General features: G+C 48.7%; 22 protein-coding genes. 8 read left to right on the forward strand and 14 right to left on the reverse strand.

The genetic code is table 11. The features are described from left to right. The first annotated feature begins 15 nt into the window (after positions 1-15). From ACW73I_RS02255 to ACW73I_RS02290, 8 genes are all read left to right on the forward strand, one after another. Positions 16-456 carry a hypothetical protein gene (locus tag ACW73I_RS02255; RefSeq protein WP_458027582.1) on the forward strand — a complete coding sequence of 147 codons (441 nt, stop codon included), beginning with the start codon at positions 16-18 and terminating at the stop codon, positions 454-456. 110 nt (positions 457-566) lie between these two features. After that, complete coding sequence (locus ACW73I_RS02260) at positions 567-1151, forward strand: hypothetical protein (RefSeq protein WP_458027583.1); 585 nt, start codon at positions 567-569, stop codon at positions 1149-1151. A 744-nt stretch (positions 1152-1895) separates the two neighbouring features. Further along, positions 1896-2288 (forward strand): lipocalin family protein, encoded by a 393-nt coding sequence (locus ACW73I_RS02265; RefSeq protein ID WP_458027584.1) that lies wholly within the window; start codon positions 1896-1898, stop codon positions 2286-2288. Between the two features lie 258 nt (positions 2289-2546). Further along, entirely contained in the window at positions 2547-3101 is a 555-nt protein-coding gene (locus ACW73I_RS02270) for a methyltransferase family protein (protein ID WP_458027585.1), read from the forward strand. Between the two features lie 204 nt (positions 3102-3305). Next, a complete protein-coding gene (locus ACW73I_RS02275) occupies positions 3306-4619 on the forward strand; it encodes a lipase family protein (protein ID WP_458027586.1) in 1314 nt (437 codons plus the stop codon). A gap of 197 nt (positions 4620-4816) precedes the next feature. Continuing rightward, positions 4817-5614, forward strand: a complete 798-nt coding sequence (locus tag ACW73I_RS02280; protein ID WP_458027587.1) for a DODA-type extradiol aromatic ring-opening family dioxygenase — start codon at positions 4817-4819, stop codon at positions 5612-5614. A gap of 567 nt (positions 5615-6181) precedes the next feature. Beyond that, positions 6182-6547, forward strand: coding sequence for a cupin domain-containing protein (locus tag ACW73I_RS02285; RefSeq protein ID WP_458027588.1), 366 nt, complete (start codon positions 6182-6184; stop codon positions 6545-6547). A gap of 101 nt (positions 6548-6648) precedes the next feature. Continuing rightward, positions 6649-7059, forward strand: a complete 411-nt coding sequence (locus ACW73I_RS02290) for a VOC family protein (protein WP_458027589.1) — start codon at positions 6649-6651, stop codon at positions 7057-7059. A gap of 558 nt (positions 7060-7617) precedes the next feature. Here the strand turns inward: ACW73I_RS02290 and ACW73I_RS02295 are convergent. The 14 genes from ACW73I_RS02295 to ACW73I_RS02360 all read right to left on the reverse strand — a co-directional run bounded on the left by ACW73I_RS02295 (position 7618) and on the right by ACW73I_RS02360 (position 26238). Next, on the reverse strand, positions 7618-8349 hold the full coding sequence (locus ACW73I_RS02295) for a M48 family metallopeptidase (RefSeq protein WP_458027590.1): 732 nt from the start codon (positions 8347-8349) through the stop codon (positions 7618-7620). 21 nt (positions 8350-8370) lie between these two features. Further along, positions 8371-11565, reverse strand: coding sequence for a type I restriction endonuclease subunit R (locus tag ACW73I_RS02300; protein WP_458027591.1), 3195 nt, complete (start codon positions 11563-11565; stop codon positions 8371-8373). 120 nt (positions 11566-11685) lie between these two features. Next, complete coding sequence (locus ACW73I_RS02305) at positions 11686-12219, reverse strand: REP-associated tyrosine transposase (protein ID WP_458027592.1); 534 nt, start codon at positions 12217-12219, stop codon at positions 11686-11688. A 143-nt stretch (positions 12220-12362) separates the two neighbouring features. Next, positions 12363-12764: a PIN domain-containing protein gene (locus ACW73I_RS02310; RefSeq protein ID WP_458027593.1), complete on the reverse strand. Its 402-nt coding sequence runs from the start codon at positions 12762-12764 to the stop codon at positions 12363-12365. Beyond that, entirely contained in the window at positions 12751-12984 is a 234-nt protein-coding gene (locus ACW73I_RS02315) for an AbrB/MazE/SpoVT family DNA-binding domain-containing protein (RefSeq protein ID WP_458027594.1), read from the reverse strand. The genes ACW73I_RS02310 and ACW73I_RS02315 overlap by 14 nt, the downstream gene beginning before the upstream one ends. A 223-nt stretch (positions 12985-13207) precedes the next feature. Beyond that, a complete protein-coding gene (locus tag ACW73I_RS02320; RefSeq protein ID WP_458027595.1) occupies positions 13208-13837 on the reverse strand; it encodes a histidine phosphatase family protein in 630 nt (209 codons plus the stop codon). A 287-nt stretch (positions 13838-14124) separates the two neighbouring features. After that, positions 14125-15345, reverse strand: coding sequence for a PD-(D/E)XK nuclease domain-containing protein (locus tag ACW73I_RS02325; RefSeq protein ID WP_458027596.1), 1221 nt, complete (start codon positions 15343-15345; stop codon positions 14125-14127). Next, positions 15270-17462, reverse strand: coding sequence for a Piwi domain-containing protein (locus ACW73I_RS02330; protein WP_458027597.1), 2193 nt, complete (start codon positions 17460-17462; stop codon positions 15270-15272). The genes ACW73I_RS02325 and ACW73I_RS02330 overlap by 76 nt, the downstream gene beginning before the upstream one ends. 922 nt (positions 17463-18384) lie before the next feature. Further along, positions 18385-18645, reverse strand: a complete 261-nt coding sequence (locus ACW73I_RS02335) for an AbrB/MazE/SpoVT family DNA-binding domain-containing protein (protein WP_458027598.1) — start codon at positions 18643-18645, stop codon at positions 18385-18387. Positions 18646-18787: 142 nt separating this feature from the next. Continuing rightward, complete coding sequence (locus ACW73I_RS02340) at positions 18788-19897, reverse strand: ImmA/IrrE family metallo-endopeptidase (RefSeq protein WP_458027599.1); 1110 nt, start codon at positions 19895-19897, stop codon at positions 18788-18790. Beyond that, positions 19890-20219: a type II toxin-antitoxin system RelE/ParE family toxin gene (locus ACW73I_RS02345; protein WP_458027600.1), complete on the reverse strand. Its 330-nt coding sequence runs from the start codon at positions 20217-20219 to the stop codon at positions 19890-19892. The genes ACW73I_RS02340 and ACW73I_RS02345 overlap by 8 nt, the downstream gene beginning before the upstream one ends. Before the next feature lie 100 nt (positions 20220-20319). Further along, positions 20320-22530 carry a DEAD/DEAH box helicase gene (locus ACW73I_RS02350; RefSeq protein ID WP_458027601.1) on the reverse strand — a complete coding sequence of 737 codons (2211 nt, stop codon included), beginning with the start codon at positions 22528-22530 and terminating at the stop codon, positions 20320-20322. Positions 22531-22558: 28 nt separating this feature from the next. Continuing rightward, positions 22559-23863, reverse strand: coding sequence for an ATP-binding protein (locus ACW73I_RS02355; protein WP_458027602.1), 1305 nt, complete (start codon positions 23861-23863; stop codon positions 22559-22561). Continuing rightward, the gene (locus ACW73I_RS02360) at positions 23860-26238 is read right to left on the reverse strand and encodes a tellurite resistance TerB family protein (RefSeq protein WP_458027603.1); all 2379 of its coding nucleotides are present in this window, start codon (positions 26236-26238) and stop codon (positions 23860-23862) included. Before ACW73I_RS02360 ends, ACW73I_RS02355 begins: the two co-directional genes overlap by 4 nt. Positions 26239-26458 lie beyond the last annotated feature (220 nt).

The following is a 26458-nucleotide window of genomic DNA, read 5'->3' on the forward strand; positions in this document are numbered from 1 at the left end:
TTTAGGAAATGCTCCATGACCACTCTCGAATTCATCAACGGCATGACTCAGACGCTGGCTTGGCCAGTTCTGATTCTTGCACTGCTTTTCTATTACAGAAACAAGCTCGCCGAATTTGCCATTGAGATGTTGGGAGTCAAACTTCAGGTCAAACTGGTAAAGGAAGGAGAAGGGCCAAAAGCAAATACAGCATCGCTCGCCATAAAGAACGAAACAGCCTATTACAAGCTCTACTCGAACGGTCTGCTTGTTCAGAATATCAAACTTCTCATAGCTCCTGGGGTCGAAAAGCTTCCTCTAGTCTTTCCCATAACATTCCCGAACGAATTGTTGTCAATTCAAGTTATTGGGGATGACATGGCTTGGCCTGTAAGGGCATCGCATGGTAATTGCGATCTGAAGATAGCCCCTTCAAGTCACGAGCGAGAAATTCAACTGAGAATCTCGGGGATATGAAACATAACGAGCGTATCAACTTGACCCCAAAAAGCTCCGCGGCTATCGCCGCTCCGCTTTTTGGGGCAAGTTATACTTGGTGTTATGAGGCCTAAGAAGGAAAAATTAAAATGGATCAAAATACGAAAGCAAAAAATCTCCTTCTCTATGTGTTTCTAACAATATACGTTCTGACTGCTTTGGGAACATTAAGCATGCTATTTTTTGGCATCGGAGCAGTAAGAGATGATGAACGGCAATTACTTATTAATACTTTCTTAATTGAAAGTGCAGTTGCAATTGCTGCTTTGTTTTACTCTCTATGGGGATTAAAAAAGAAAGAAGACGCTGTACTTGAGCACACAAAAGAGCTTATTGTTAATCCACTGGAAGAATCATTCAAAGACTTAGTCATTCCAATTGAGGCGCTAAGGCTACCTCAAGTTCAGTTGCATGAAAATAAGCATTTTAAACGGTGTAAATTTATAGGTCCCGCAGCAATGACCTTTTTGGGTTCTACATTTCGAAATACAAATTTTATTGATTGTGGTGATGTTGTACCAATCCCTGAAAATACATTTTTAACGGGGGTAGTTGCTCTAAAAGATTGCACAATTGAAGACTGTGAGTTTATTCGAACAACTCTCTTAATACCCAAAGTTGCTGCGGAAGAAATGGTTAAACAAGTACCAGGTATGCGAATTGCCGGCTCATAACAAGCGCCAGCATCGGAACTATCGGGTCAGAGGGAGCCGCAGCTCCCGTCTGCCCACCGAACCGTGCGTACTGGTCCGTACACGGCTCCTCACGCAAGACGAATCCACTGAGAAACATCAAACCAATGCGCTAACTGCCGGTCGAATCGTATTTCCTGTCCCATCAGGTTGATAAACCAACTGTTCGGGTAGGCTCTCGTCACAGCGCGAGTCGCCGAGAGCGCCCATCGTTTCTGGTTGGAAAATACCGTCTGAGCAACTTGTTTGCGCGGAACGCCCCGCTTGACCAAGTGTCGATACAGATGCTGCTTTCTTTTCTGTTGGCTCACCAATCTCGCTCGTAACCGTCGCCGGATATGCGCTTCGATTTTCCTCAGTTGAGACGGATACTGGGTCAGGCTGTAGCCCGCGTAGGTGCGATTAGCCTTGCGTAATCGCACGAATGTTTCGACTTTCGTTGCTCCGATTACGCTTCCGCTAATTGGAGCTACGCCGGCTGAAGTCTAACCACTACTTACATTACTAGCCCGATAGAGTGGGCACGAAATATCGCGCCTACGCAAAATCGGATGGCAGCGTTTTTACGCGGGGCAAAAAAGCATTGCCCACCACGTTGACGCGGCGATAACGGTAGCGCCTCGAAAGGGATTCCGGTCTATCGACAATCTGTTGTGTACGATAACTCTATTCCCCTGCTTTTCTTGTTACAATCCCTAGCCTTTTAATCGTAAACAAGGCTTCTCCATGCAATTCAAAATACTTACCGTCGCTACGTTATTGGCTTTTTCTTTTCCTGCTTTCTCCGAGGAAATTCAATTAAGCCAAGCCGATCTGTTGGGAACCTGGCAGATCGACAAGGAATCGGTCAATCGCGATGGTAGCGATGCGCGTGGTTTGAATACCCAATGGACTTTCAGACAAGACGGGACCATGGAAGGTGTCAGCCAGGAATCCGATGCGCATGCGCGGGTCGATAGTCTGAGGGCGGTACTGAATTACTCGGTCGAAAACGGCAAATTGATCAAGCAGGCAGCACCCGGGCGCTCGAAAATGGAAACTTGCGCCGCCGTGGAAAAGGAAGGCAACAAAATGGTATTACAGTGCCGCTCGGTTTATTTCTTCATGACCAAAAAATAACGAATCCGGCCGGCAGGATCGCAAAGCGGGTAAGCAAGGAACCGTCGGCCGCCTTCATAAACAAGCGATACCAAACTATAGACGCAATCGCATTCCAGGCCTAAGCTATTTATCCGCGGCCGGTTTGCATGAGCGAAAATCGGCACCGTCGATCGAGCACATACCCGCGATTTGGTCTTTCTCCCCAGCCCGGCAGTGAGGGTAGCTTTATGGCAAACAAGAAAGCATTGCCCCAAATTTGAGCAAATCGGGCGATGCGTGGCGATTAAACTCAGCATTTTTATTGCCGCTAGCGCAGGACTGTTCTACGTCTCGCGCGTTTCATTGCGCCGCCGGGGTTCTCACGGTTTTTACCGCTTCTTTGCCTGGGAAGCCATCCTAATTCTGATATTGCTGCACCTCGACGCGTGGTTCAGTGGCGATCCGCTAAGTCCGTTACAGATAATTTCCAGACTGTGTTTGTTTCTGTCGCTCTACTTGGTGATCGACGCCGTCAGATTGCTGCATTTCGTAGGCAAATCCAAGGGCATTCGGGCAGACGATGGTTTGATCGGACTGGAGAAAACCACGGTCTTGGTCACATCGGGGATATTCCGCCGCATTCGGCATCCGATGTACGCCTCACTGCTGTTTCTGGCTTGGGGCGCGTTTTGCAAATCGCCGTCCTGGTTGGGCGGCGGCTTGGCTTTATCGGCAACGCTGTTTTTGATATTGGCGGCAAAAGCCGAGGAAACGGAAAACTTGCACTACTTCGGTTCGGCCTATGGCGAATACATGAAAAAGACCAAGCGATTCATTCCCTTCGTGTATTAAGCGCATTGCGTTTAGCCTCGCTAGCCCGGTAAATCAGCTCGGAAGATTCGGGAAGTTAATGGCGACTGGAACTGAGGATCGTTTTTGGTTTAGCCTATACTTGCCGCGCCTGCTTAAACCGTTTTTCGCCGGCATCCGAGTCGATCAGAAACGCCGGTCTTGGCGTGCCCGCTCTCCGAATCATTACAAGCCAAGAGGTGCACCATGCGAAATTCTCATCGTGTTTTATATGCCGCCGCCGGCGTCATGTTCGCCGGTTCCGCGGCAGCGGCGGATTGGTCGTACCCGCTGGCTTATCGCTTGGCCATTGCTGCGGACTGCTCTTACGAACATTCGACCGCCGATGCGTTGAAGTGCTTGAACGCCACGACGCAATTCAAAACCATTACCGAGGCGCAAATCATATTGAAGGCCGATCTCGGCCCGGAAAAGCGCGACGGATATCTTTTGATCCATTCGGCAAAGCCGGATTTGATTCTGGCCATCAGGGGCACGCAGCCCCCCACCGATCAAAACAGCACGGCTAAGAGCATAGCCTTGGACTGGCTGAACGATATCTTGTTGGGCCCGTTAGTGCCGCCGGCGTTCGAAAAAGACGGCTATCATGCGGGCTTTTTAGATTCGTGGAACAACATTGCCGCCGACTTGGCTCGGCAGCCTAAGTTGACCGGATGGATAAAAAAAGCCGAACAACACAAGGCGTTTTATATTGCGGGGCACAGCAAGGGCGGGGCGATTACCTTATTGGGGACGGATAAGATTTGCACCAAGGATAACCCGGCGGGTTTGCCGATGCCGAAAGCGACATACGCATTCGCGCCCGCCCGTAGCCTGACCGCCGACAAAGCCGATGCGGACAAGGCTTGTTTCAATAACACCTGGCGCTTCGAACTCGGCGACGATGTCGTCACTCACGTGCCTTTAGCGGCGAGCCCCGAAACCGACCCCGGCAAACTGATCGAAGCGGCCTATGTCTTCAGGGACACGGTTAACAAAATCCCGCTTTTCTCCAACATACCCGACTACGGCTCGGTAGGAAAATTGTTTTATGTAGATAACAAGGGTACCGGCAAGGTGATCCCGAACCAGGCCGAATTATACGGGGAAAGGGTCGAATCACTGGCCAAGCATCTCGACCGGCTTAAGTTGAAATTACGCAAACCCGATACGGCACAGACGATTGCTCTGGTAAAGCCCATTCTGGATGCAACCGTCCGCAAAACATCCATGCAGCAGGCCTTAAAACAGGCTAGGAACGCGCTTTTGCAACAGCCGTTGAATCTGGATGAAAACGACCGACAGTATTGTGCCGCCAAGTTGTCGCTGGTCGACGACCATATTGTGTACCACCAATGGCTGAGCAAAGCGGTAGCCAAGAGCGCTGCGGGAGGCGAGGTTACCGTTAGCGATGCCGAAATGCGGACTCTTGCCTCATGTTGCGCGGCGGGTTCGGCTAAGGCCGTGTTGCAATGCCTGACGAAAAGACCGGACATCGAGACTATCGAAAATCGCGAGTAAGCCGTACGTGTTTGTGGGCAATAAGGCGGGCCCGGCATGTAGTCATATAAAAATTCAGCTCGGTTTCAGATTGTTCGAAATCAACGAATTGGCTGATTGTGCGGGAGCGGCTTTGTTGCGATGGGCAAAAAACATTGTCATCGCTTGGTCGAAATACAGTGGTTGGGCCTTCGAATATGCTCATCGAGGAGACTTAAATGAAACACAAGCCTTGCATTTTATTCTTGTCCCACGGCGGGGGGCCTTTGCCGCTTTTCGGCGACGAAGGGCATGATGAAATGGTCGCCTGTTTGAAATCGATCGCGGCCGACATTAAAAAACCTAAGGCTATTGTCGTGATTAGCGCGCATTGGGAGGAACGGCTGCCCACCTTGACGTCCGCCGCGCATCCGCCGCTAATCTACGACTACTACGGATTTCCGCAAGCCGCTTACAGCGTTCAATACCCTTGTCCCGGGCTGCCGGCTCTAGCCGGACGCATTCAGGGCTTGCTGGAAGATTGCGGCATGGAAGCCAGCCTGAACCCGCAGCGCGGTTTCGATCACGGTTTATTCGTGCCGTTAAAAATAATGTATCCGGATGCGGATATTCCGTGCGTGCAGCTTTCACTGCTCGATAGTTTGGATCCCGCTTCGCACATAAACATGGGCCGGGCTTTGCAAGATTTGAATGACGGGGATCTATTAATCCTTGGCTCCGGCTTTTCTTTCCACAACATGAAGGCTTTTTATGCGCCGGAAACGGACGAATCGAAATCGATGAACCAAGCTTTCGAGAGCTGGCTGCTGCAAACCCTTTCCGACTCGAATATCGGCGAACAGGAAAGAACGCAAAGACTGGTCGACTGGGCTCAAGCGCCTTACGCCCGCTATTGCCACCCGAGAGAGGAACATTTATTACCGTTGCACGTTTGTTACGGCCTTGCCCACAGTCCTTGTTCAAAAGCTTTCGAGCTGACCATTTTAAATAAAAAATCCAGCATGTATCTTTGGTGAACGGGATGAGAATGGGGGCCGAACTGGAGGCCGCTCAGTGGCAACTTGCTTGTTGCACGATACCGTCATCCATTCCGTTGATTTTTGGGAGGATATGGATTGGGTACTAGCCAAGCGGTCGGGCACCCGGTATTACAGATATTGCCACCCGAGATCGATTCCGCAGCAACAAGGGGAAAACCGTCTTGCATCATTTAGTAAAATGCCTAAGAACCGCTAATACCCTGCAGCAGCAGGCGGCGGGGCATCTGAATTGTCGGTGACAGTGCGGTAACGCCGTTGATTGCTTAGGCCGAAAAAGGCGATAAAAACTTAACCATCCCTAAAAAGGAGCCGGCGACGGCACGGTCGCCAGGGCGAATTCCCTGTCGGATGAGCGAGCCGGCTTTGACTGTAGCCCCAAAGTCAATTCCCGGTTGAGATGGGAAAATGTTATCTTTTTATCGAGCAATTACTCAGGCCTGACAAAATATCCTTTATGCATCAATAACATAAATCACATTCCGTTGGAAAGGCCGTGAGCAATCGTTACAGGACCACATATAAATTGATCTTCAGGAGTAGATTATGCCGAAGTCGACCGTGACTTACTGGAATACGCTCAGCGGCGCCAACCTGTCTGAATGGTCTCCCATAGAGGGGCTGGAAGGATTTGCCGAACAGCTGACCCTCAGTCTTGACCCTGTCACCGGTGAGTACACAAGGTTGACTCGATTTTACCCCGGCGCAGACACGGCAAAGTTTGGCGGAAAATCGCATCCTTATCCTGAGGAAGTCTTTATCGTGACCGGCCGCCTTTACGATCACGCATTTGATCTTTGGTTGGAAACGGGCCACTATGCCAGCCGTCCGCCGGGCGAGGTGCATGGACCATTCGCGACCGATGTCGGTTGCGTGGTTTTGGAGATCTCCTTTCCGAACCGTGTTGCCTGACACTCGCAGCCGGTCCGGACTTGCCCATTCCCCGAGCTAAACGGCGGGCCGCCGCCCTATTGATGGTTGCCCATATCTTTCAACGATAAGGAATCCTGCATATGCAATGCCTACTCGACCATATCGTGCTAAATGTTGAAGACGACAAAAAAATGTTGGCGTTTTATCTGGAAGTTCTAATGTTGGAACCCGAACGAGTCGAAGAATATAAGGCCGGAAAGGTGTCTTTTCCGTCTGTGAGGCTGAATTCCAACACCGTGATCGATCTATTCCCTAAGGCGCCGTCGGCAGGCGATAAGCAGGCAATTCAACCGAACTTAAATCATTTTTGCCTAACTTTGGATAAAGCCGATTGGCTGGAACTGGTTCAGAGGCTCGAATCGAATAATCTTGTTATAGACGAAGGACCGGTCGTTCGTTGGGGGGCGCAGGGTAGCGGCACATCTATTTATTTTCGCGATCCGGAAGCGAATGTCATCGAAGCGCGCTACTACGATGATTTGTCCGGTTGATACGCTTTCAATCCGTCATCGCATGCGGCGCCGACCTTGATCATTGCCGCATTATGCCCCGCCGCATTTTGACGAATCTAACTTACCTACCCAAGCGTAATTTTAAAAAAACACGCTTATCGGTTAAGTAAACAACTCAAAAAGTCATGCTTTTGATAGGGAACTCCCCCAAAGCCGGATCGAACCCATCTTCTCCGGGTTGCAGAAAATTCTGACTAAGAAAACGGCTACAAAATGCCAAATATAAGCCGGAAGGGAAATGGTCGCTCATAGAGCACCGCTTAGTAACGTCCTGGCTTTCCAACTGATACCCGCGCCCGATCTGATCCCTCGTTTTGTTTGGACAACGCCTTGTTCAACTGAGGAAACAGCGTGACTGGTCTCAGGAACAATCGGCATTGCTCGAAGCTATTTGAGCGGAGAATAGCGCGGAAAACGAAACATCGCCTTGCTGAATATCTGCAAATTGGCGGATGCGTTATCGGTCTCGCCGGCGGAGATACTTAGGTTTCATGACAACCAAACTATTTGATTGTTATCGTAAGGATGGTGGTCCGGCTAGAAAAACCTAACCTCAACCATCTCATTCAGCCTATTCTTCCTTATTTCCCAATCCTTCATAGCGGAACCAAGCAAGCGGTAAAACGCGGTACTGTGATTGCGTTCTCTTAGATGGCAAAGCTCATGGGTAATCACGTAATCGATGCAGTCTTTTGGAGCGGCGATCAATTCGGGGTTTAGGATGATATTGCCCTGGTTGGTACAACTTCCCCAACGTTTGGGCATGAAGCGAAGCTGAAATCCGGCATGATGTGTGATGGCTAACTTGGCGACCAATCCAACACAATGCTCATAACGTTCCGCAAAAATGGCTTTCGCTCTGACGTGATACCAACCTTGCACAAGCTTTTTCACTTTCACCGGGTTAGTCGGATCAACCGTCTCAACCAGCAATCGTCCTTGCATCAGTTTGACTTTATTTTCACTCCCTTGAATAACCATCAGTCGGTATTGTCTGCCTAAATAGCGATGTGTCTCGCCGGATAGATATTGCCTTTCCGGTAAGGCCGGAGGGTAGGCTTCAAACTGGCACCGCTGCTTAAAAATCCATGACGCCCGTTTCTTGACCTTTTCAGCGATGGCTTCATTGCTGGCATCCATTGGAGCATCGACCACCACTTGTCCATCGGGGTAGACATGAATCGCCAATGTCTTGCGGTCGCAAGCATTCACGCTATAGCTGATTTCGGTCTGACCGAATAACACGGATTGCTGACGCCGACTCGCCATCACCGGCTCCTGCTGTGCAAGCTAACCATCCCGGCGTTCGGCAATAGCCAATACCTGATTGGTGATTCGTTCGATCAATTCCAAATCCATGGCAAGGTCGTAGCGGCCTTTCAAACTGTACAGGTAGTCTTCGATCTCGTTCATCATCCCGTTTTTCACGTCTTGATTACGCGTCCAGTCACGAATCTTGTGTTCGCGGATAATATCTTCCAGCTTGACGGCGGTTTCCGCCGCAAATACTTCGGCCGTCACACCGGGTACTGAATACACCGCCATAGGCTCTTGAATGACGCCGTAGTAGGCTTTGGCTTCATCGCGTTGCGACAATATGTCCGGCAAGTCGGAACCGGTTTTGCCGCGTAATTCATCTAAGGTTTCTCGAATGCGTTTAAGATATTCCAGGTCGGAAAGCCGTTTGGCCCTATGTTCCGCAATGGCTTCGTCAATCAGCTCGGACAGGCGTTTATACAAAGCCGGGTCTTCTTCCATTTTTTCGACGATGGTCTTCTTCACCCGCGAAGCGATGGCATCTGCTTTGGCAGCGTCGCCTTCGATAGTATCGATCTCATGCTCAAATTCATCGATGGCGAACACATTGACCGGAGCAATCAACTGTTTCACCGCATCGGCTCCGATGTATTTATTCACCATATTGCGAATTTGCGTCTCATAAGCCGAATAATCCACCGCTTCGCCGAAACGTTGTTTTACGGCCTGACGCAAGTTCAGAAAATATTTCAAATCGTCTTTGTAGCGGGCGATTTTCTTTGCCGGCGTTTCATCTTGGAACTTGGCATTCGCCAACGCCAATTGCAGGGTTTTGGCGAACAAAGACAGCACCTCGTAAAAGCGTTGCCGTCGATCTTCCGGCTCCAAATGCCGTTGCATGGCTTCCAAGTCTTTTTGGTTTTCGACTTCCTTAAACACTTCCCAGACATTGGTATGGCGTTGCGGAAGCAGTTTGATTTCTTCGCCGACATCGGTCAGCGTGCCTTCCACGTCTTCCGGATCAAAGCCTTCGTTTTCCAACGCGGCATAAGTATCGATGGCTTCGTTCAGTTCGCCGAAAATACCCCGATAGTCAAGAATCAAGCCGTAATCCTTGCCTTCAAACAAGCGATTCACGCGGGCAATGGCTTGCAGAATATTGTGTTCCTTCAGGCGTTTGTCCAGATACAGCACGGAGTTTCGCGGTGCATCGAAGCCCGTCAGCAGCTTGTCCACCACGATCAGGATTTCCGGATCGTCGGAATGTTTGAAGGCATTGATGATGCTGTCTTGGTATTTTTCATCATTGCCGTATTTAGCCATCATGGCTTTCCAGAAGACTTGCACTTCTTCCAGCGCATCTTCATCGACGGTTTTATTACCTTCGCGGGTGTCCGGCGGCGAAATCACCACTTCCGCCGTTACGTCGCCAAACTCATCGAAGTATTTCTTATAGCGTAAAGCCATGGCTTTGCTGGAGACGGCAAACTGGCCTTTCTTGCCGGTGCCACGGAAGTTGTCTTTAAAATGCTGACCGATGTCATAGGCGATCTCGGCCAAACGCTGGTCGGATTTGCTCAGTTCTTCTTCGCGGCGGAATTTCCGTTTTAAGTCGGCTTTTTGTTCCAGCGTCAGGTCTTTGGTGATGCGTTCAAACCATTTATCGATTTGAGCCTGCTCGCCGTGTAACTCGCTCATGCGGCCTTCATACAGCAACGGCGTCACGGCACCGTCTGCCACGGCCTGATTCATGGTGTATTTGTGGATGAAGCCGCCAAACTTGGCTGCCGTGGTCTTTTCCTTTTTCAGTAGCGGCGTGCCGGTAAAGCCGATATAGCAGGCATTGGGAAACACATTCTGCATCTTGGCATGCGACACGCCGTATTGCGAACGATGCGACTCATCGACCAGCACAAAGATATTGCTGCCGGCATCGCTGATCTTGCGTTTGCGGCTGGCCGACTCGAACTTGTCGATAATGGTAGTGATGATACTGGCCTTGTTATGGGCGATCAGGTCGATCAAATGCTCGCCGGTTTTGGCTTGCACCACCGGCTTGCCACAGGCGTGAAAGGTTTTATAAATCTGGTCATCCAAATCGATACGGTCGGTGACCAATACGATCTTGGGATTCGGGATGTCCGGTGCCAACACCAAGGCTTTGGCTAACATCACCATGGTCAACGACTTCCCGGAACCGGTGGTGTGCCAAATCACGCCGCCAGGCCGTTGGGTATCGCCTTTGCGTTGGGTGACTCGATGCAGGGTTGCTCCGACGGCGAAATACTGTTGGTAGCGGCAAATTTTCTTTTCCTTGTTGTCGAAGACGATGTACTGGTAAATCAACTCCAGCAACCGCTCCGGCCGCAACAAACTATGAATGGCTTTATCTTGTGGAGAAGGCAAGCGTTCGCCGGCATGCCACAACGATTCCATCGCACGCCGCTGCCGGTCGTCACGTTCTGCAAACAGCCGGGTTTTGAGTTCTTCTCCCAAGGCTTGATTGACGACAGCATGCAGCCATTTTTCCTGGGTGTTTTGATCTTCTTCCTTCCAGGTGGCCCAAAACTTGGTGGGCGTGCCGGTCGTACCGTACAGGGCTTTGTTTTGGCTAACCGACAATAAAACCTGTGCATAGGTAAAAAGTTCGGGGATTTCGTCGGTACGCTGATTCCGCAAATGCTGGCTGATGCCTTCTTCCGTCGCGTCTTTCAAATCGGGCCGCTTGCATTCGATCACCGCCAGCGGAATGCCGTTTACGAACAATACAATGTCCGGCCGGCGGGTTTGTTTGCTGTTGCGGCGTTCCAAAACGAATTCATCGCAGACGTGATACACGTTGTTGGTCGGATTTTTCCAATCGATGTAATGCAGGGAAAAGCTCTTGGTATAACCGTCTATGGTTTGCTCCAAGCTTTTACCCAAGGTCAGCAAGTCATACACTTGCTCACTGGTATTCATCAGGCTATCGAAGGGGATGTCGGTTAAGGCCTGTACCGCCTTTTGGATGTTACTGTCGCTGAACGCGTATTGCCGGCCTTTGAAGGTAATCGAATTGAATTTCCGCAGTTGCTCACGCAGCACGCTTTCCAAGATCAATTTGGAAGTCTTGCCACCGCGTAAGGCTAGGTTTTCCGACGGCGTCAGGTATTGATAGCCTAACCGGCTAAGCAAGCCGACCGCTGGCAGCAGCGAGGACAAATCTTCTAAATAATCATGTGCGGCCATAGTTGCATCCCATCGTTTGCTGGCTGAACTGGTCCCCAAGCTTCCAGCCCGCTAGTTCCGAAGCTCCAGCTTGGGAACCCCCCTTCACCATCCAGAAGCTCTGCTTCCCAAAACCAATAATCACCACGCCTTCTCCACTTCGATCAAACCCTTCTGCCCCGCGTAATCACGCGCACTGGAATAACGCCAATGCTCCGGCAAATCTACATAACCGCGCTTGACCGGATTTTGATGGATGTAATCCAATTTCTGCCGCATGACCGTTTCCGATTCGATCAACTGCGGATGATTACCTTCCTCCCACACTTGGTAGGTGCTCTCGGTTTTATGACGACGCTTAAACAACGCAAGCAATTCCAAAACCGCAATAGAGTTTTGGCACTCCAGGTAGTCAATAATCTGCCTGGCCGTATAAGACTTGAAACGTTGCATATCACGGCTTAAATCCGTTGAAGATGCAACCAAGTGCAAATGGTTTTCCAAAATCACATAGCCATATATTTTAAATCCGGCCTCACGTTGCAAAAATCGCCAGCAATTCAATACGATTTCCACTGTTTCAGTATTGGTGAACAGCGGCTGCCAGCGAACGACAGTCGCAGTCATAAAATGTGGGCAAACCGGATTGGTAACGCGATAACGGCTTCTAGGCATAGCAGCTTATCTCACTATTCTCTGGTTCCCAAGCTCCTGCTTGGGAACTCCGCCCGCGAAGCTCCAGCTTCGCAATTCGGGAAGCAAGAGCTTCCCACATAGGGTATCCAAGCCGGAGCTTGGGCACCAGCTCACTCACGACTTTATAAAAACGGATTAGTAATCACCAACGATCCCACCGCTTGACCGTGCTGCATGTCTTCCGAATACAGCATGGAGCAATCGGCGGCTAACGCGGCACTGACGATCATGCTGTCGTAAAGCGAAAACCCGTATTGTTCGGCAACGGCTAAACCTTGTTCGTGAACAGCCAACGTTAAATCTTGAACTTGGCATACGGCACGGACCACGCTTAAAAATTCGCGGATTTCGGCATAAGACATCTTCAGCTTGCGGGACGCCACCGAGGCAAACTCGTTTAATACCTGCACGCTAATCACGCCGCCGGTAGCGATAATCGCCTCGGCCTGATCGGCTTTACGGCTATCGTCGGATAACAGATACAGCAACACATTGGTGTCGAAAAACCGGTTAACGGCCTTCATGGGCTTCCAGACGGTCGAATTTAAAATCGGCCGGCAAGCGTCCTCGATATTTACGTAACTGCATCAACAACGCTTCCGAACTGGGCTTTTTTTCCAGTTCAAAGCTGCGTTCGCCCACCACATGAATTTCAATGTCGTCACCTTCCTTTAAGGCGAGTGCCTCGACGACGGCAGCCGGTAAACGCACGGCCAAACTATTACCCCATTTTGCGACTTGCATACGAATACCTCCAGTTTGATATACGGATGACTAGTGTATATCAATCATCTCTGGTACCCAAGCTCACGCTGGTACCCTGGCTTCGGAAGCTCAGCTTCTGGTGTTGCGAAGCGAGAGCTTCGCGTATCGGTTTCCCAAGCCGGAGCTTGGGAACCAGTGTAAATTAATTTAAGCTATTGTTATTTATAAAACAGCAAGTTTTCAATATTCAAAAGCGACAAAACTAAAGCGCTTTTGCCCTGACGTTCCAAAATCCAAGATTTGGGGATTCCAGGCAATACACCGCGCAATTGGGCACTGGAAAACCCAGTTGGAAACGTCGAAACGCTTTCATATCCTGGTTTGTGTTAGTAGAAAACCCGAACACTTTCCAGACCAGCATGCCAAACCAAATGCCATGACCGAACAAAACACTTCGATCAGAAAGAGTCTCAAGCTCAAGCAAAAACTGATCGACACGCTGAGCAAACTCGGCGAACGTATCGGCATTTGTACCCAAACGTTTGTGCGGATCGGCTTCTTGCCAATAGGCATCTGCGATAGGACGCCGCTGTTTGCCGTCCATGCCTTGGATCAACTGCGGATCGATGCACGATAATTCATTAAGCAGCGGGTGGACGGTCGGCTGAATGGAATATTTGTCGCAAAACGGCTTAGCTGTTTGATGCGTCCGGACTAGCTCGGAAACGAAAAAGGCAGAGGGCTCAAACGCCAGGGAATCCGCTAAATGCTTAGCTTGATTAACGCCAAGCTCTGTGAGCGGAATGGCATGATGATCCATGGTAATACCGCCGGCATTCGCCAAACTCTGGCCGTGGCGGATAAAGGTAATGGTCTTTTTCTGCTTTGGCATTGGCGTAAAAAATTTTAGCGGCTAAAAATTTGGTCGAAAACAACGATGCATTAAACCATCAGGGTATCCCAATCAAGGTGATCAAGCACGTGGAAGGCGATAAATGTATTCACTGGACGTTCATTCCGTGGCGTCACGCGGGTCAGGAGAGTGTTCTCGATGAAGAACGGCAACACGTAGAACTGAACGTTCTTCGTTGATGCGATTGTATGTGCCATTTTCAGAAGGCGATGACATAAATTTCAAGAGTTATCTATTGCGAATCAGTTGATCAATATGGATAGCTTTTATCCAAATGTCGAGGGCGCGCTGACCACCACACACCCATTGATCCCATTAATCTTCAAGATACCTTCCTTAAACTTTGCGTGCTCCTGCGTCGAACGCGTGCAATCCCATAGGAAGCTGACGATCTGCGCATCCTTGTATTTCGTGTCGGCGCGATAGAGAGACGCGTCTTCGGCGATCTCGCCAATGAGTGTCTGGAAGGACTTCTTCACGTCTTTCCGGTACTTAACCTCAATGATCGTATGCAGCGACGGCAGGTAGAGATCAATGCGTGGATTCTTCTGCCCAACGGGCTGTAGGTTCACTTCGTCCGCGATGTCGTTGAAGATCGGCGCGAGTAGGACATAGAGAATGTTCTGGACGTGGTATTCGTTTTCTATCTGCCACTTGACAGGTTCCGCACCTCGCGTGCGCCCCGCGTCTTCCCATGTCCACCGTTTGAGGCCGACGGTGATATGCTCCAGAAATCCCAGAAGGTCGTCGAGGTTCCAGCCTTTTGGCGGCACCACGGCCACGTCCTGATTGACCTGATCGAAGACGTAAACCATCAGGCTCAACAGTGCCGTCGAAGCGTCTTCTTGCGCTTGCGCCCGGAACTCAGCCATGAAGCGGCTGATCAGGGAAAGGCGAATCTGATGATCGTCGATTAGCTGTATCTTCCGATAGTGAAGAAAGAGCGGCACGGAAGCACTGGTATAGACGGCGGAGTCGCTGCTGAGGATATACGCAGCGATATCTTTCTCGAAGAGATTGAGATGGTTGCCGCCGACCTGTTGAGCTAGAAAACCTGAAATCCAATTCTCGAACTCCTTGACGATGCGTGCATCGTTCATCTGCCCGGTCAGCCATTTCACCGCCATGACGCCGAACATGTCGGAGACCCACGGGCGCGGCGTGGAGTCGATTTTGGCAGCCTGGCCGAGCAGGCGAGAGACATCCTGACTAGAAATAGCTTCTTCCACAATGCCGAGGCCCGCAATCGCACACCGCTGATACAAGGAGATCATCACAAAATCGAAGGACGGAATACCGTCCTTCGACAATCCCAGAAAATGCAGAAAGGATGATTTGAAAGGATCGGCGTGCGCGCGCTCGCTTATCTTACAGTGCAGATACTCGCGCAACTGGTACGCGTTTTCCTTCTCTACAGAAACCATTGGGATTGCCCGATCTTCCCGATCATCACTGAATCGTTCCAGCCTGGAAGCTGGTTCAGCCATCCGAGATTCCGGGCGATAAGATCGGAATAGCTGATAGTCACCGGCATCGGATTGGGGAAGTAGCTGCGCCAGGAATGCGAAGCGAAGCTGTACAGTTGGGCGCTCAGATACGTGATGTCCTTGAAGGTCGAGTCCTTGTGAACATCAAGGATTACACCGCGCGGATGTCCGTCTGTGTCTTGCCGCAATTCTCTCTGACCGATCAGGTAGATTAGCATCTCGTACTTGGAAAGCTTGAACGTCTTCCCGCGCTGTGGAGCCAGCCGTCCCTTCTGTGCGCCGGCCGTCGAGGAATCGAACATATGCAGACCATGATCCTCCGAGATTTTCAGGAAGGCGAACTCGATCTGATATTCACGGTACTTGTCGATCACAGTGCGGACGGCTTCGATCTCTTCCTTGTTGAACTTCTTGACCTGTGCATGAAAAATCAGGCGGATCGTGTCGCCTTTCTGCCAGTTCATTCGCTTCTGAATCTTTTCTATCGTCTCTCCAAGCACAGTGATCAACGCTTCGCAGTAGGCTTCCGGCATGACCGCCTTAGAGGTGTTCGAGACAATGTAGCTGCCGTCTCCGGAGAAGACGGTGGTGATGCCCATGATCCGCTGATTGTCGACACCACGTTCATGTCCGATATTCGCGCTGCCGATACCGATTACGAGTTCGTGCGAGAGAGTCGGAGAAGATTTGAGAAGCCAAGGGACACCACCCATCTTCGCGTAGCAGGCCAGTGCCATATTATTGAGCGAGTATCCCAGCGAATTGTCGGACTGCAAAAGAAGCTCTATCGTGAAGTCCTGCACAGGAACCTGATGTGTAAAGAAAAGGCTTTTTCCGAGATAATACGGATTGTCTGTGGCCTCACGTTTCTTGAAAGACTGCCGGACCTGAACGAGGGCCAGGTCCCAGCGCCCACCGTCCTCAGTTTTCTTGCGGATCGCCGCCTCAATAGCGTTTTTGTAACTCTCAACGCTATCGGTGGCCGTCGTGAATACTTCAACACGGCTAGTTCCGAGCGTGAACTTTCCTTCAAGGCCGTTACTGAAATACTTGCTGTTCGAAATACCTTTCAGGAGCTTTCGGACGAATTGCTCAACGCGTCCCTTGTCGTGCTGGGCGCAGATCACGCAGATCGACGGATCGTTCCTGTCGAATGTTCGTTTCGTATAAGGGCCATACTGAGTCAAGCCCTTATCGGCCCAATCCTTCTCACCGTTGTCGTTGAAGATAAACACCGGCTTCTGCATCTGTACGCAATCCTTCTCGATGTCGGGTGAATCCTCGATCTCGATACGCGTTCCGTTGATAAGCGGAATAGACTTCGACTGTATGTACTTCTTAAGGGTATCGATGCGCGCCTTTTTGTTCTCGCCTCCATTAAATATGGAAACAGACTGCCTGATGTGCTCGACGATTGTGTCTTTCTTTCCGCCGTGGGTGTGCAGAATGTAGTCGTCGAAATTCGTCCTGCTAGCTTCAAGGTAAACGTCTTTCGCATCGACCCGCACGCCATGCCCGTCAGGCCGCGTGACATAAAGTGTTTCATCATTGCGGGCGTTTACTGATCCCAGAAGCTTTTTGTACCCATCGTCCTGCTCGATAACGACGTAGCGGCCCACAAGATCGAAGCCGGCGTTAAGGAAGAACAGGCCGTTCTCTTTGAGTACCCGGCGTGTTGTGCAATCAATGACGAGGCAGGGATGGCTTTGAACAGTGCGGGTGTCTATTGAGTATTTGGCACAGACCTTAAACGGGTACGCATCTCCGAGAATCGGGACCAGAAGATTATCTTCCTGCTTGGTACTTACCAGCTCGATGGGATTGAAGCCGGATGGGTTGCGGCCCAGTCCAGTAAGATGCCGTGTTAGTCCGTCCTTGACCAGCGAGCAGAAGATACCGAAGTTATCCTTGAGCGCGATTTTGTGCGGTGTGCCAGATGTGGGAAATGTACCGTCCCCCGAAAAGATCAGGATGTTGTCGCCCTGCCGGCGGAATGAGTGTGTCGATCCGCGCTTCTCGCGAAATTCGTCCAGCGTCTCCTTGTCATAGGGGATTTGGAGAGCTTCAAGCTCCACTTCGGGGATTTTTAGTGGAAATGCGTTCAGGAAGACTGGCAAAATTCGATCCTTTCTTCGGTCAATACGTGCAATTCTTATTTAAGTGACTACCCCAACCACGACAAAGCCTGCAATTCTCTTACTTGACGACAGCCAACGGTAACAGCTAATCGATGCGACTGTTGGGCCAAGTGGGTAGTTTTTCCAGGGTGTCTTTTAACCATGTGGTTATTCTCCCATTTTTACTTGGCCTTTCAGTATAGGTTTAAGCGGCTGATAGGCTGGTAAATATCAACTTGCGGTTATCAAATCAGATTAGACGATAGACCTCAACAAGTCGTTACCGGTTGATCATTCTAGACACTGCTAATCAACCGGCACATCATTTCATTAATTTTGAGATTTCATTTCACAATTGTGAGATTTTTTTCATTAATTATGAGATCCGACAAACGACACATGATGTCGGGTGCCACATTTAGTGAAAAATGATCGATTGATATTAAAGCGATTTTTCATTATTTATGTCACACACCATAACCACTTTTGACACAATTAATGAAAAATTTCGGATTTTGTGCCACATAAAATGAAATTTTTCGAACCATCGCAAAGCTCCTTGTAAATTTAAGTTTCAGTCCATTCGATGGGCAATGCCTCTTGTTCTATTGCAACACCCTTATCCAACAAGGACTGATAGGCCGCCTGTAATGGCTCTAAAACACGCCGTGACTGTAATTTCGATAGAAGTTTAACTACATATCACACTTCGCCGGTGTAAAAAGTCAGTTCGAAATTCGGCCGTATATCGAAAGATCCCTTTTGTGGATGGTAGGTAGCTGTGACATAACATGAAATATGAATGGCTGCCATTCAAAACATTTACGCCGGATGAACTTGAGCAAGCCATTGACGAAATTGACCCCGGGTTTGGCTCGCAATACACGTTAACTTTTTGCTAGGTGCTTATACTCCGTAGCCATCACGTGCCAACTTCGCGGCCAATGCTTGACCCCCATTCGATCTCATCGTGGAGATTATTAGGAGTAATTCCAGCCAGCAAATCGTCAAATTTGGACTTTGATTTTACCGTGACGGATTCGATCCGAATACCCGTTTCGTCAGCAGTGAGCTCAACTGATGAACCAACTTCCAATTTCAATTGGGCGAGCATATCGGCTGGCAATTGTACAACGGCATCATTGCCCCATTTATTAATTTGAGTTTTCATTTGATGATTCATGATCGCATCGCTTTAAAATATTATAAGCAATGATGGCGCCTTTGACCCTTCGGCATCATATTGCTATACATAAACGGAAACTTCACATAATGGCCGTTATGCATAGCTGTGCATAATGGTCAAAAGCCGTCTCTTACGCCATTTACCTTCCATCGGCAAACCGAAAACTCACCTTCTGATCATTCATCCAAGATGGTTCAATCAACCCATCGTGTTGAAGTCGCCCAACTACAATTCCAGGATGAATGCCGATTTTCTCAGCAAAGGCTTGAACAGCGCCTTTGGTTTTTAATTCGCTCAATGTACTATCGAATTTTTCCGGAATTAAAAACTTACACGCCCAATCATTTGCTTCCTTTTCTTGGGGAGAATCGTTTCCAGCTTTATTTGGATCATCCAGATAAACAGATTTCTTTTCCTGAGCATGAAGCAGAATATGCGCCGCTTCATGAAACAAGGTAAACCAAAATTTATCGTTGGTTTTGCCGTACAGCGAAAGCTGAATCAACGGACGATGAGGATTTAACCAGCGAGCCACACCACTGACATGCGCCTTGGGAATAGCCGGTACCAAAATAAAAGCCACCCCTGCGGATTTAAATAAAGTTCGAAGTTGTGGCTCAAACTCCTCCGGCGGTAGCGTAGTGAGCTTACGAACCTGATTCAGTGTCGCTTCAAATTTAGTTCTATCGTATTTAGGACCATCTTTTTTTTCGGCTTGTTGTTCGCCCATTCGTAACCAAGCTGAGATGGCTCCGACGTCACTTTGTTCTTCCCGACTGCGGCGAAATGAGCCTTGCATTTGCCCGTAATGCGTTTGCCATTCCTCTGGAGAGGCAACCCCAAAAAAACGTAAACATACTTCAACTAAGTAAGGTTTAGATTTCGCATCAATGCGCTGCTTATGAATTGCTCCGGCATTCATAAGCTCTTTGACAGGTATACACTCTAACCAGTCAGCCCAACCGGCAAATCGCTCGGCTGCTTGGAGACGAGCACAGTGTTCGCGGTACTTAGCTTCGCGCGCTAACCAAAACCCAACAGTACTGCCAACGACACGTTCCAACCGAATTGCAGCATCTTCGGTTAGAGGAACTTTGCCTTTGATAAGCTGATTGACATGTTTAGTTGTGTACCCTAGGCGCTGAGCCAATTCTGATTGGGTCCAGTCACGTTCTTCAATAATATCTAACAACGTGTCACCAGGCGGAGAAACCCAGTCTGGCTGATAAGGGACTGCCAAGTCAGTCATGATAGTCTCCAATAAATTCGATACAGATAATTGTGACTCGAGACCAGTCAACGGAATGATCATCATGTCTAGGGCATGGGTCATGATCCGGTGAAAATACGAGCCGCCATCCACCAGTCAAATCAAGCGCAAATTGACCTTTTCGATCACCCTTTAAAGGGTGTGGGTTCCCTGCGACTAGTTCGGTGACTTTGCTTGCCGCATCTAGGTCATCCAAACGGGTACGTAGTTTACGTGCACAGGCCGCCCCAAGTTTTTTCTCGGCAGCGGCCCGCTTTTCACATAACTCTCGAATCTTTTTATCCTTGAAGTGAATCTCCAAGCAACCTCCAAAGTATAGATTAATTTACCTAATAGGTAAATAATTTTAATTCTCCCCATAATATATTTACAACAGCGTGGTGACTCATGGAGTGGCGAGATTACGAATATCCCATAGAGGCTATCTTCTTAGTCCATTTTAAGGCTTCATCTAAGTTCAAATATAAACTCGCGTATGCAATACGCAAAAGGTCATCTGGAAGTGCCCAATCCCATTTTTCCCGTTGCAGATTTTTGACATCTGCTAGGAGAATATTTAATGGTGGAGGATCCTCAATTGCCGCATCAATCAGCGCGTCTAATACTTCATCAGTTGTGTGCAAGCCTTTCTGAACCTCAACGCCGGGGCCCGCTGCTGTTGCAATGAAACCTCGACTAATAAGAAGGCAAGCAATCGCTTCATTAGCCGCATCGCCCAACCAAGTTAGGATATAAAGTACTTTGCCCTGATCAATAAAAAACGTACTCCCCAGATTGCGGTCAGCGTAGCCTTGGCGAGCCTCCACCAAAAAGCGACGAGCGACTTCATCAAGGAACAACGGCACATCATTCGATTCCAGCAAACCTTTCATGCATTGCCGCACTCGGGTATGAATACGGCCCGTACTACCCGAGAATAATGGCGGAACTCCTCCCGATGTCCGAATAACATAAATGGTCTTCTGCGCCTCATCTATTTGTTCGACAAACCATGTTTTGCCTGCGAATAAGATACGCTGTCCGACGGTTAGCATTTGAGAAATCGGGATAGTTCCAAGCGTTTTGCCACTGGCAACAATACGAAATTCTTCATCAATCACAAATGCCGCATAGAAGGTATAGTGATTAACTAGTTTTTCACCAACCCGCCCATGTAACAACACCCCAGATGAATCCTGCATCAAAAGCTCGCTATGACCAAGGTGTCGTACCAAAGTCATAAATTCTTCCTTAGAAAGTCCAGAAAACGGAGCCTTTTCTCCACATAGCAGTGTATATAGCTGGCCTATGGTTGCGCCTCCATATTGGGCAATTACTGAGAGCATTTGTTGAACAAGTGTCGAAAGATGAATGCCATTCGTAGCTGGGGGTTCAAACCAACCTTCCAGCAATAAGGAGATCATCGCAGTCGTTTCGATCAATTCGAGACGCAATTCGGTTGCTAACGATATTTGTGCACCCAGTGCATCTTCAATGCAATAACAACGCAATATAGCTGGCTCACCTTTACGGCGCCCGGAACGTCCAAGACGTTGACGCAAACTTGCGACTGACGGGGGAGAATCGATTTGAGCAACGCTCTTAACTGCACCTATATCGATACCCAGTTCAAGCGTATTCGTACAAATTGCCGTAGCAGGTAGATTTTTCTGCTTCAAAGCAGCTTCGGTTTCGGTGCGAATTTCTTTCGACAAACTGCCGTGATGGGGCCAAAACTCGTTAGGAACTTGGTGTTGAAAACATAAGTTGTTTAAAAGATGCGTGAAACGCTCGACTTCCCGCCTAGAGTTTGGAAACACTAGGTTATTTGACCCGCGAAGCGATTTAAACAGGTGTATAGCAATTAAACTAGGTGTCGTTGGCTCCTGTTCCTCATCATTGTCGTCACCTGAGCGAACAATTAACGGCTCTTCATAACCCTTCACCAATATTTTAAGTTCCGAATTGGATGACCGTGATTCAACAATCGCCACGAAAGAACCTTCGCCGGAGCGCAAATATTCAGCTGCAAGATTCATATCTCCCAACGTAGCGGAAAGACCAATTCGTGGAATTTTTCTCTCAACCGCCTGTTCTATACGATGCATCAAGGACTGAAGTTGCTTTCCACGTTCTGAGCCAATAAATGCATGCAGCTCATCAACTATCAAGAAGGTCAAACGGTCGAATATTGTGCCGACCGAGGTCCCTCGATTGCAGAACATGGCCTCAAGCGACTCTGGCGTGATAAGCAGGATACCGTTTCGCTTACTGAGAAACCGAGTTTTGAGGGAGGACGATACGTCCCCGTGCCATGGCCAAACAGGTATATCTAATTGTTCGCACAACCTATCAAACCTATCGAACTGATCGTTGATAAGCGCTTTCAGAGGGCTTATATAGACAATAAGACCTGGTTCATTGAGCTGCAACATATGGGTGAGGGCCGGCAAAAAAGCGGCTTCCGTTTTACCCATAGCGGTAGCAGCTGCGACAATGACATCTCGGTCTGCATTAAGTATTAGGGGAATAGCTGCTTCTTGAGCATCTCGTAACGACTCCCACCCCTCAGCCCAAATAAAGCGCTGGATACGTTCATCAAGCCGAAAAAAAGAGGTGCTTGATTCAGACATTGTTTACAGGGCTGCGCGAGCTGCTAAATTACATCTTAAACGAAGCGAAGTCTTCGTCCGCATCAGCATCGGTAATCAGCTCAACCGTGCCACCGGTATCAGCAACAACCTCAATTCCACCAAGTAGGTCTTGCCACGAAACTCCGGCGTTTTGTTCCAATACAGCCAACAAATTAATGAATGAGGTAATGGTTGTGCGAGGTGTTCGAAAATAAGCATCACCTATGCGCTTCGAACAATGTTCCATGAAACTGTAAATGCCTTGGTCAGGCAAAAGATATTTGGTATCGTCTCCAGAAGCATACACATGGCATATTTTCTGTAACAAAACATAGAAATCCTCAGGTGTCAGGCTTGAAAGCCTTACGACAGGGCCACTGAAATCCACTAGTCCAGCGGATGCAAAGGTATTCTGAGCCAAACGACTTTGCAGTGCTGGGTAACTATATAAGCCTCGGCGAGTATCCAGCAAAAACTCAGGTGTTCCGCCCAACACGAATCCGAGTCCAACAGCCGTACCTTGCAAAGAATCGTTCAGAATACGCAAAATCTGCTCATAGTTGGCGTTGCGGGCTTGAGTGTTCGCCAATTTATAAAGATTCACGAGCTCGTCCAGACTGACCAGTAGTCCTGAGAAACCGGCCAGCCGAACGAAGCGAGCTAACAGCTTCAACTGATCATAAACCGCAGCATCATCAACGATGGTCCGAACGCCGAGCGCCTGTCTAGCATCCGTTTTTGTCGAAAACTCCCCGCGCAACCATCTCACGGCATCAGATTTGAGCTGTTCGTTGCCTTCCTCAAAGCCTCGACAGTAAGCAGCTATGACATCAGCAAAATCATATCCGTTGACTAACTCAGTCAAATTATCGAGCTTCTGCCGGATGATAACCTCAGTAGATAATCCGGCAGCCTTGGCTTCGGACTTGGCTGTTGCGATAAACTTCTCTACGATACCAGCCAAAGCACCACCATCCGGCTTTGTCCGCGTAGACAAATTACGCATCAATTCTGCATACAGTGATCTGGCCTGACCGCCACTGGCATGTAACCGTCGATCAGGATTAAGGTCGGCGCTAGCAACAACGAGCTTCTTCTCCATTGCAACGGCACGAACTAAGTTCAGAAAAAAAGTCTTTCCTGCGCCATATTCGCCTATAACCACACGAAAAGCCGATCCATCATCAGAAATTCTATCGATATCCCCGACAAGCGTCTCAATTTCAGCAGTACGACCAACTTGTATCAAGTGTTGTCCTGTTCGTGGCACTACGCCAGCCCTCAGGGATTGAATAACTGCGTCTCGGTCCTTCGTGCGAATAGTTGTGATCATGCTTCAATTTTCTCCAGAATTTCGGCGTTGACTTCGATTGGGTCATCGCCTTCGGTGAATGGGATGTCGTGTGTGTCGAAAGATGCTTCGTTGATATGCTCAAGCGCACCATCAAGCATTAGGTCCAAATCAGCCGCTAAATCTATTAATTCCTCCCTACTCCATTCTGGCCGAGATAACAGCATTCTGGCAAAAGCAGTATGAGCCGCGTCCAATCCAAAGATTCCATCGGGAACCAATTCATTCTCGGGTTCTAGCTCCAATTCCGGAAGCTGTGCGGCAACTGTTTCTTCGTCTTTGAAGATATTGGCTAAGAGAATGGAAACTTTTTCAGTGTCTTGCTGCAAAGCTGCAATGCGAGAAGAGTCAAGCTTGAAGCCGGTGTCTTCGATATTAGCAGTGGTTGCTGCGGTTGGCTTGATTCCCGTTGCAACGGCGTGAATATCACTGAAAACCTTATTTGCATCAACGCCTAGAGCTTTGTATACCTTTTCGAGAATTTTCACTTCGTCGGGTGAAACAGTCCCATCAGATTGCGCAACGGTTGCCATAAAGACAGCAATCGATTCTCTGGTCGAAGCATCGAGCGGTTCAAGCTTCTTTTTCATGGACGTCAATGAAACCGGCGTTACGACTAACAAGCGTAAATGGGCTAGTAATCGACTACGGTCATTGGGCGTAAGATGCGACCACGATTTTACTTCATGGCTCAAGTGAATTATTTCTGTGGCACAAAACTGCCCATCAGCAGCTGCTACTGCCGACGCCAGCTGAAGTGTCAATAGTGCCACTTGATAAGCCGGTGTAGTCTGTGAACCCATTTCTTCAGATGGCATGTTAAAGAGGACCACATTGTCTGTCGGCTTGGGGAGTTTAACGCCACTAAGTATGTCTGGCTCGATACCAACATTTATTGCGGCTAACGCTCGGCCAAGCATAAGCGCCTTATCTCTGTTGAGGGTGGAATTAGCTCCTAATGCAGACAATAATTCCTGGAAGGACATTGCGACCATACCGCTGCCAATTCGTGTTTTCAAAACTTCGAAATTCTTCTGGGCCTCTTCGGGCCAGAGAGCAGTTGGGAGTTGTAGCAACCCTTCTAGCGCTGTCTCTGAATCAGGATTTTTGCCTATAAATCGACTGTATGGTTCCAATTCCTTGGTGGTTACCTCCACAATTTGTTGCAGCTTTTTTAGTGGTGCAGTTAAAGCCGTTACATCAGGTGTCTCACCAAAAGTAAGTTTGATGTCTCCATAACCGCGAAACCCGGATGATGCGGGCCGATACACTAACTTTAGTTTTGTTCGATTGCGGGGTAGCACGATACCAGACCCAAAGGTATCTGAATATTTTGATACGAAGAGCTTGTCGAATTGATCGCTACAACGTTTTGCTGGAGTACGTAACGATATATTGGGCTCCAATTTTGCCCAAGCTAATGCCATATGCTGAGGTACTGGTATTGCATCTACAGCAGCTTGTCCAAGCGCTAATCGTAAATATCCAGGTAATTCGTAAGTTTTCGGAAAAACTGGAACTGGTTTTTCATATAACCTTTCAGGGGAGTCTGCTAAAGATATCCAGTTAAGAAGATCGTTGGCATAGTTTCGAAATGAATTCGATTGATCTCCGTAAATTTCCAATAATCGTCTGATTTCATCAGCGATTATTGGCCAGTCCTTTTTTGCCTCAGCAGAGTTAGCGACATCAACAATAGCCCGGCGCTCAAGTCCATAAAAAAATAAGAATACATAGCCGATGTCTGCGTTAGGATCACGCCTGCCGTCGGCCAACCAATCCAAGTAACTGCGACGAGACGATGCCGATATTTCGGAGTAACTCGGCCAATATCCCATGTCGCTCTGCGTATAATTTCCTCGAGAACTAACTGATTTGGAAGGGTCAAGTAGACAAGGATCGTTACCACTATAAGGGGTTTTTAGCGAGGTCCCGACATAAACCATTCCCTCAGGAATAGTTACTCCCGAGATATTTATCGACTGACCTCGCGGAATCCAAGTGGCAACGCCAAACCCCTTTGGAGCTGTTGGAATACGAAAATTGGGTTCGGAAGAATGAGAAAAAGAGCTACTTGGTACACTGACAGGAGCATCATCCTCTACAAAACGGCTAGATTGGATTACTTGGGCTGCTTTCTTTGATGACGATTCAGCAGTATTTTTTTTATCTGTCGGTGATGCGTCAGATTTTGGTTTCTTGTACTTTCCATACAAGTAGAAAGGAAACAAAATAGCAACAAGGCAACCAATTGAAATCCAAATTATCTTCGGTACTGCAGTAATAATTGCAACTATCACAAGCAATAATGCAAAAAAAGCATTTCCAAAACCTGACTTTTTTCTTCGTCGTCCCATCTGACGGACTCCTAAAATATTGTGTTAAATTAAATCACGCAAACTAAACTCAATGAATGAACTTCTCTTCAAGCGAAAACGAGGCTAAAGTAGAGATATCGTCGCGACAGACAACTTTTTTGGTCAACTCCGCGATCCGCGCAAAGTGGAACCAGTATTACCACGTCATCGGGCAGTTTGTGTTAACCGGCGTGGAAAATTTTTCAATTTTTGATCAAAA

This window comes from Methylomonas sp. MgM2 (assembly GCF_054172045.1).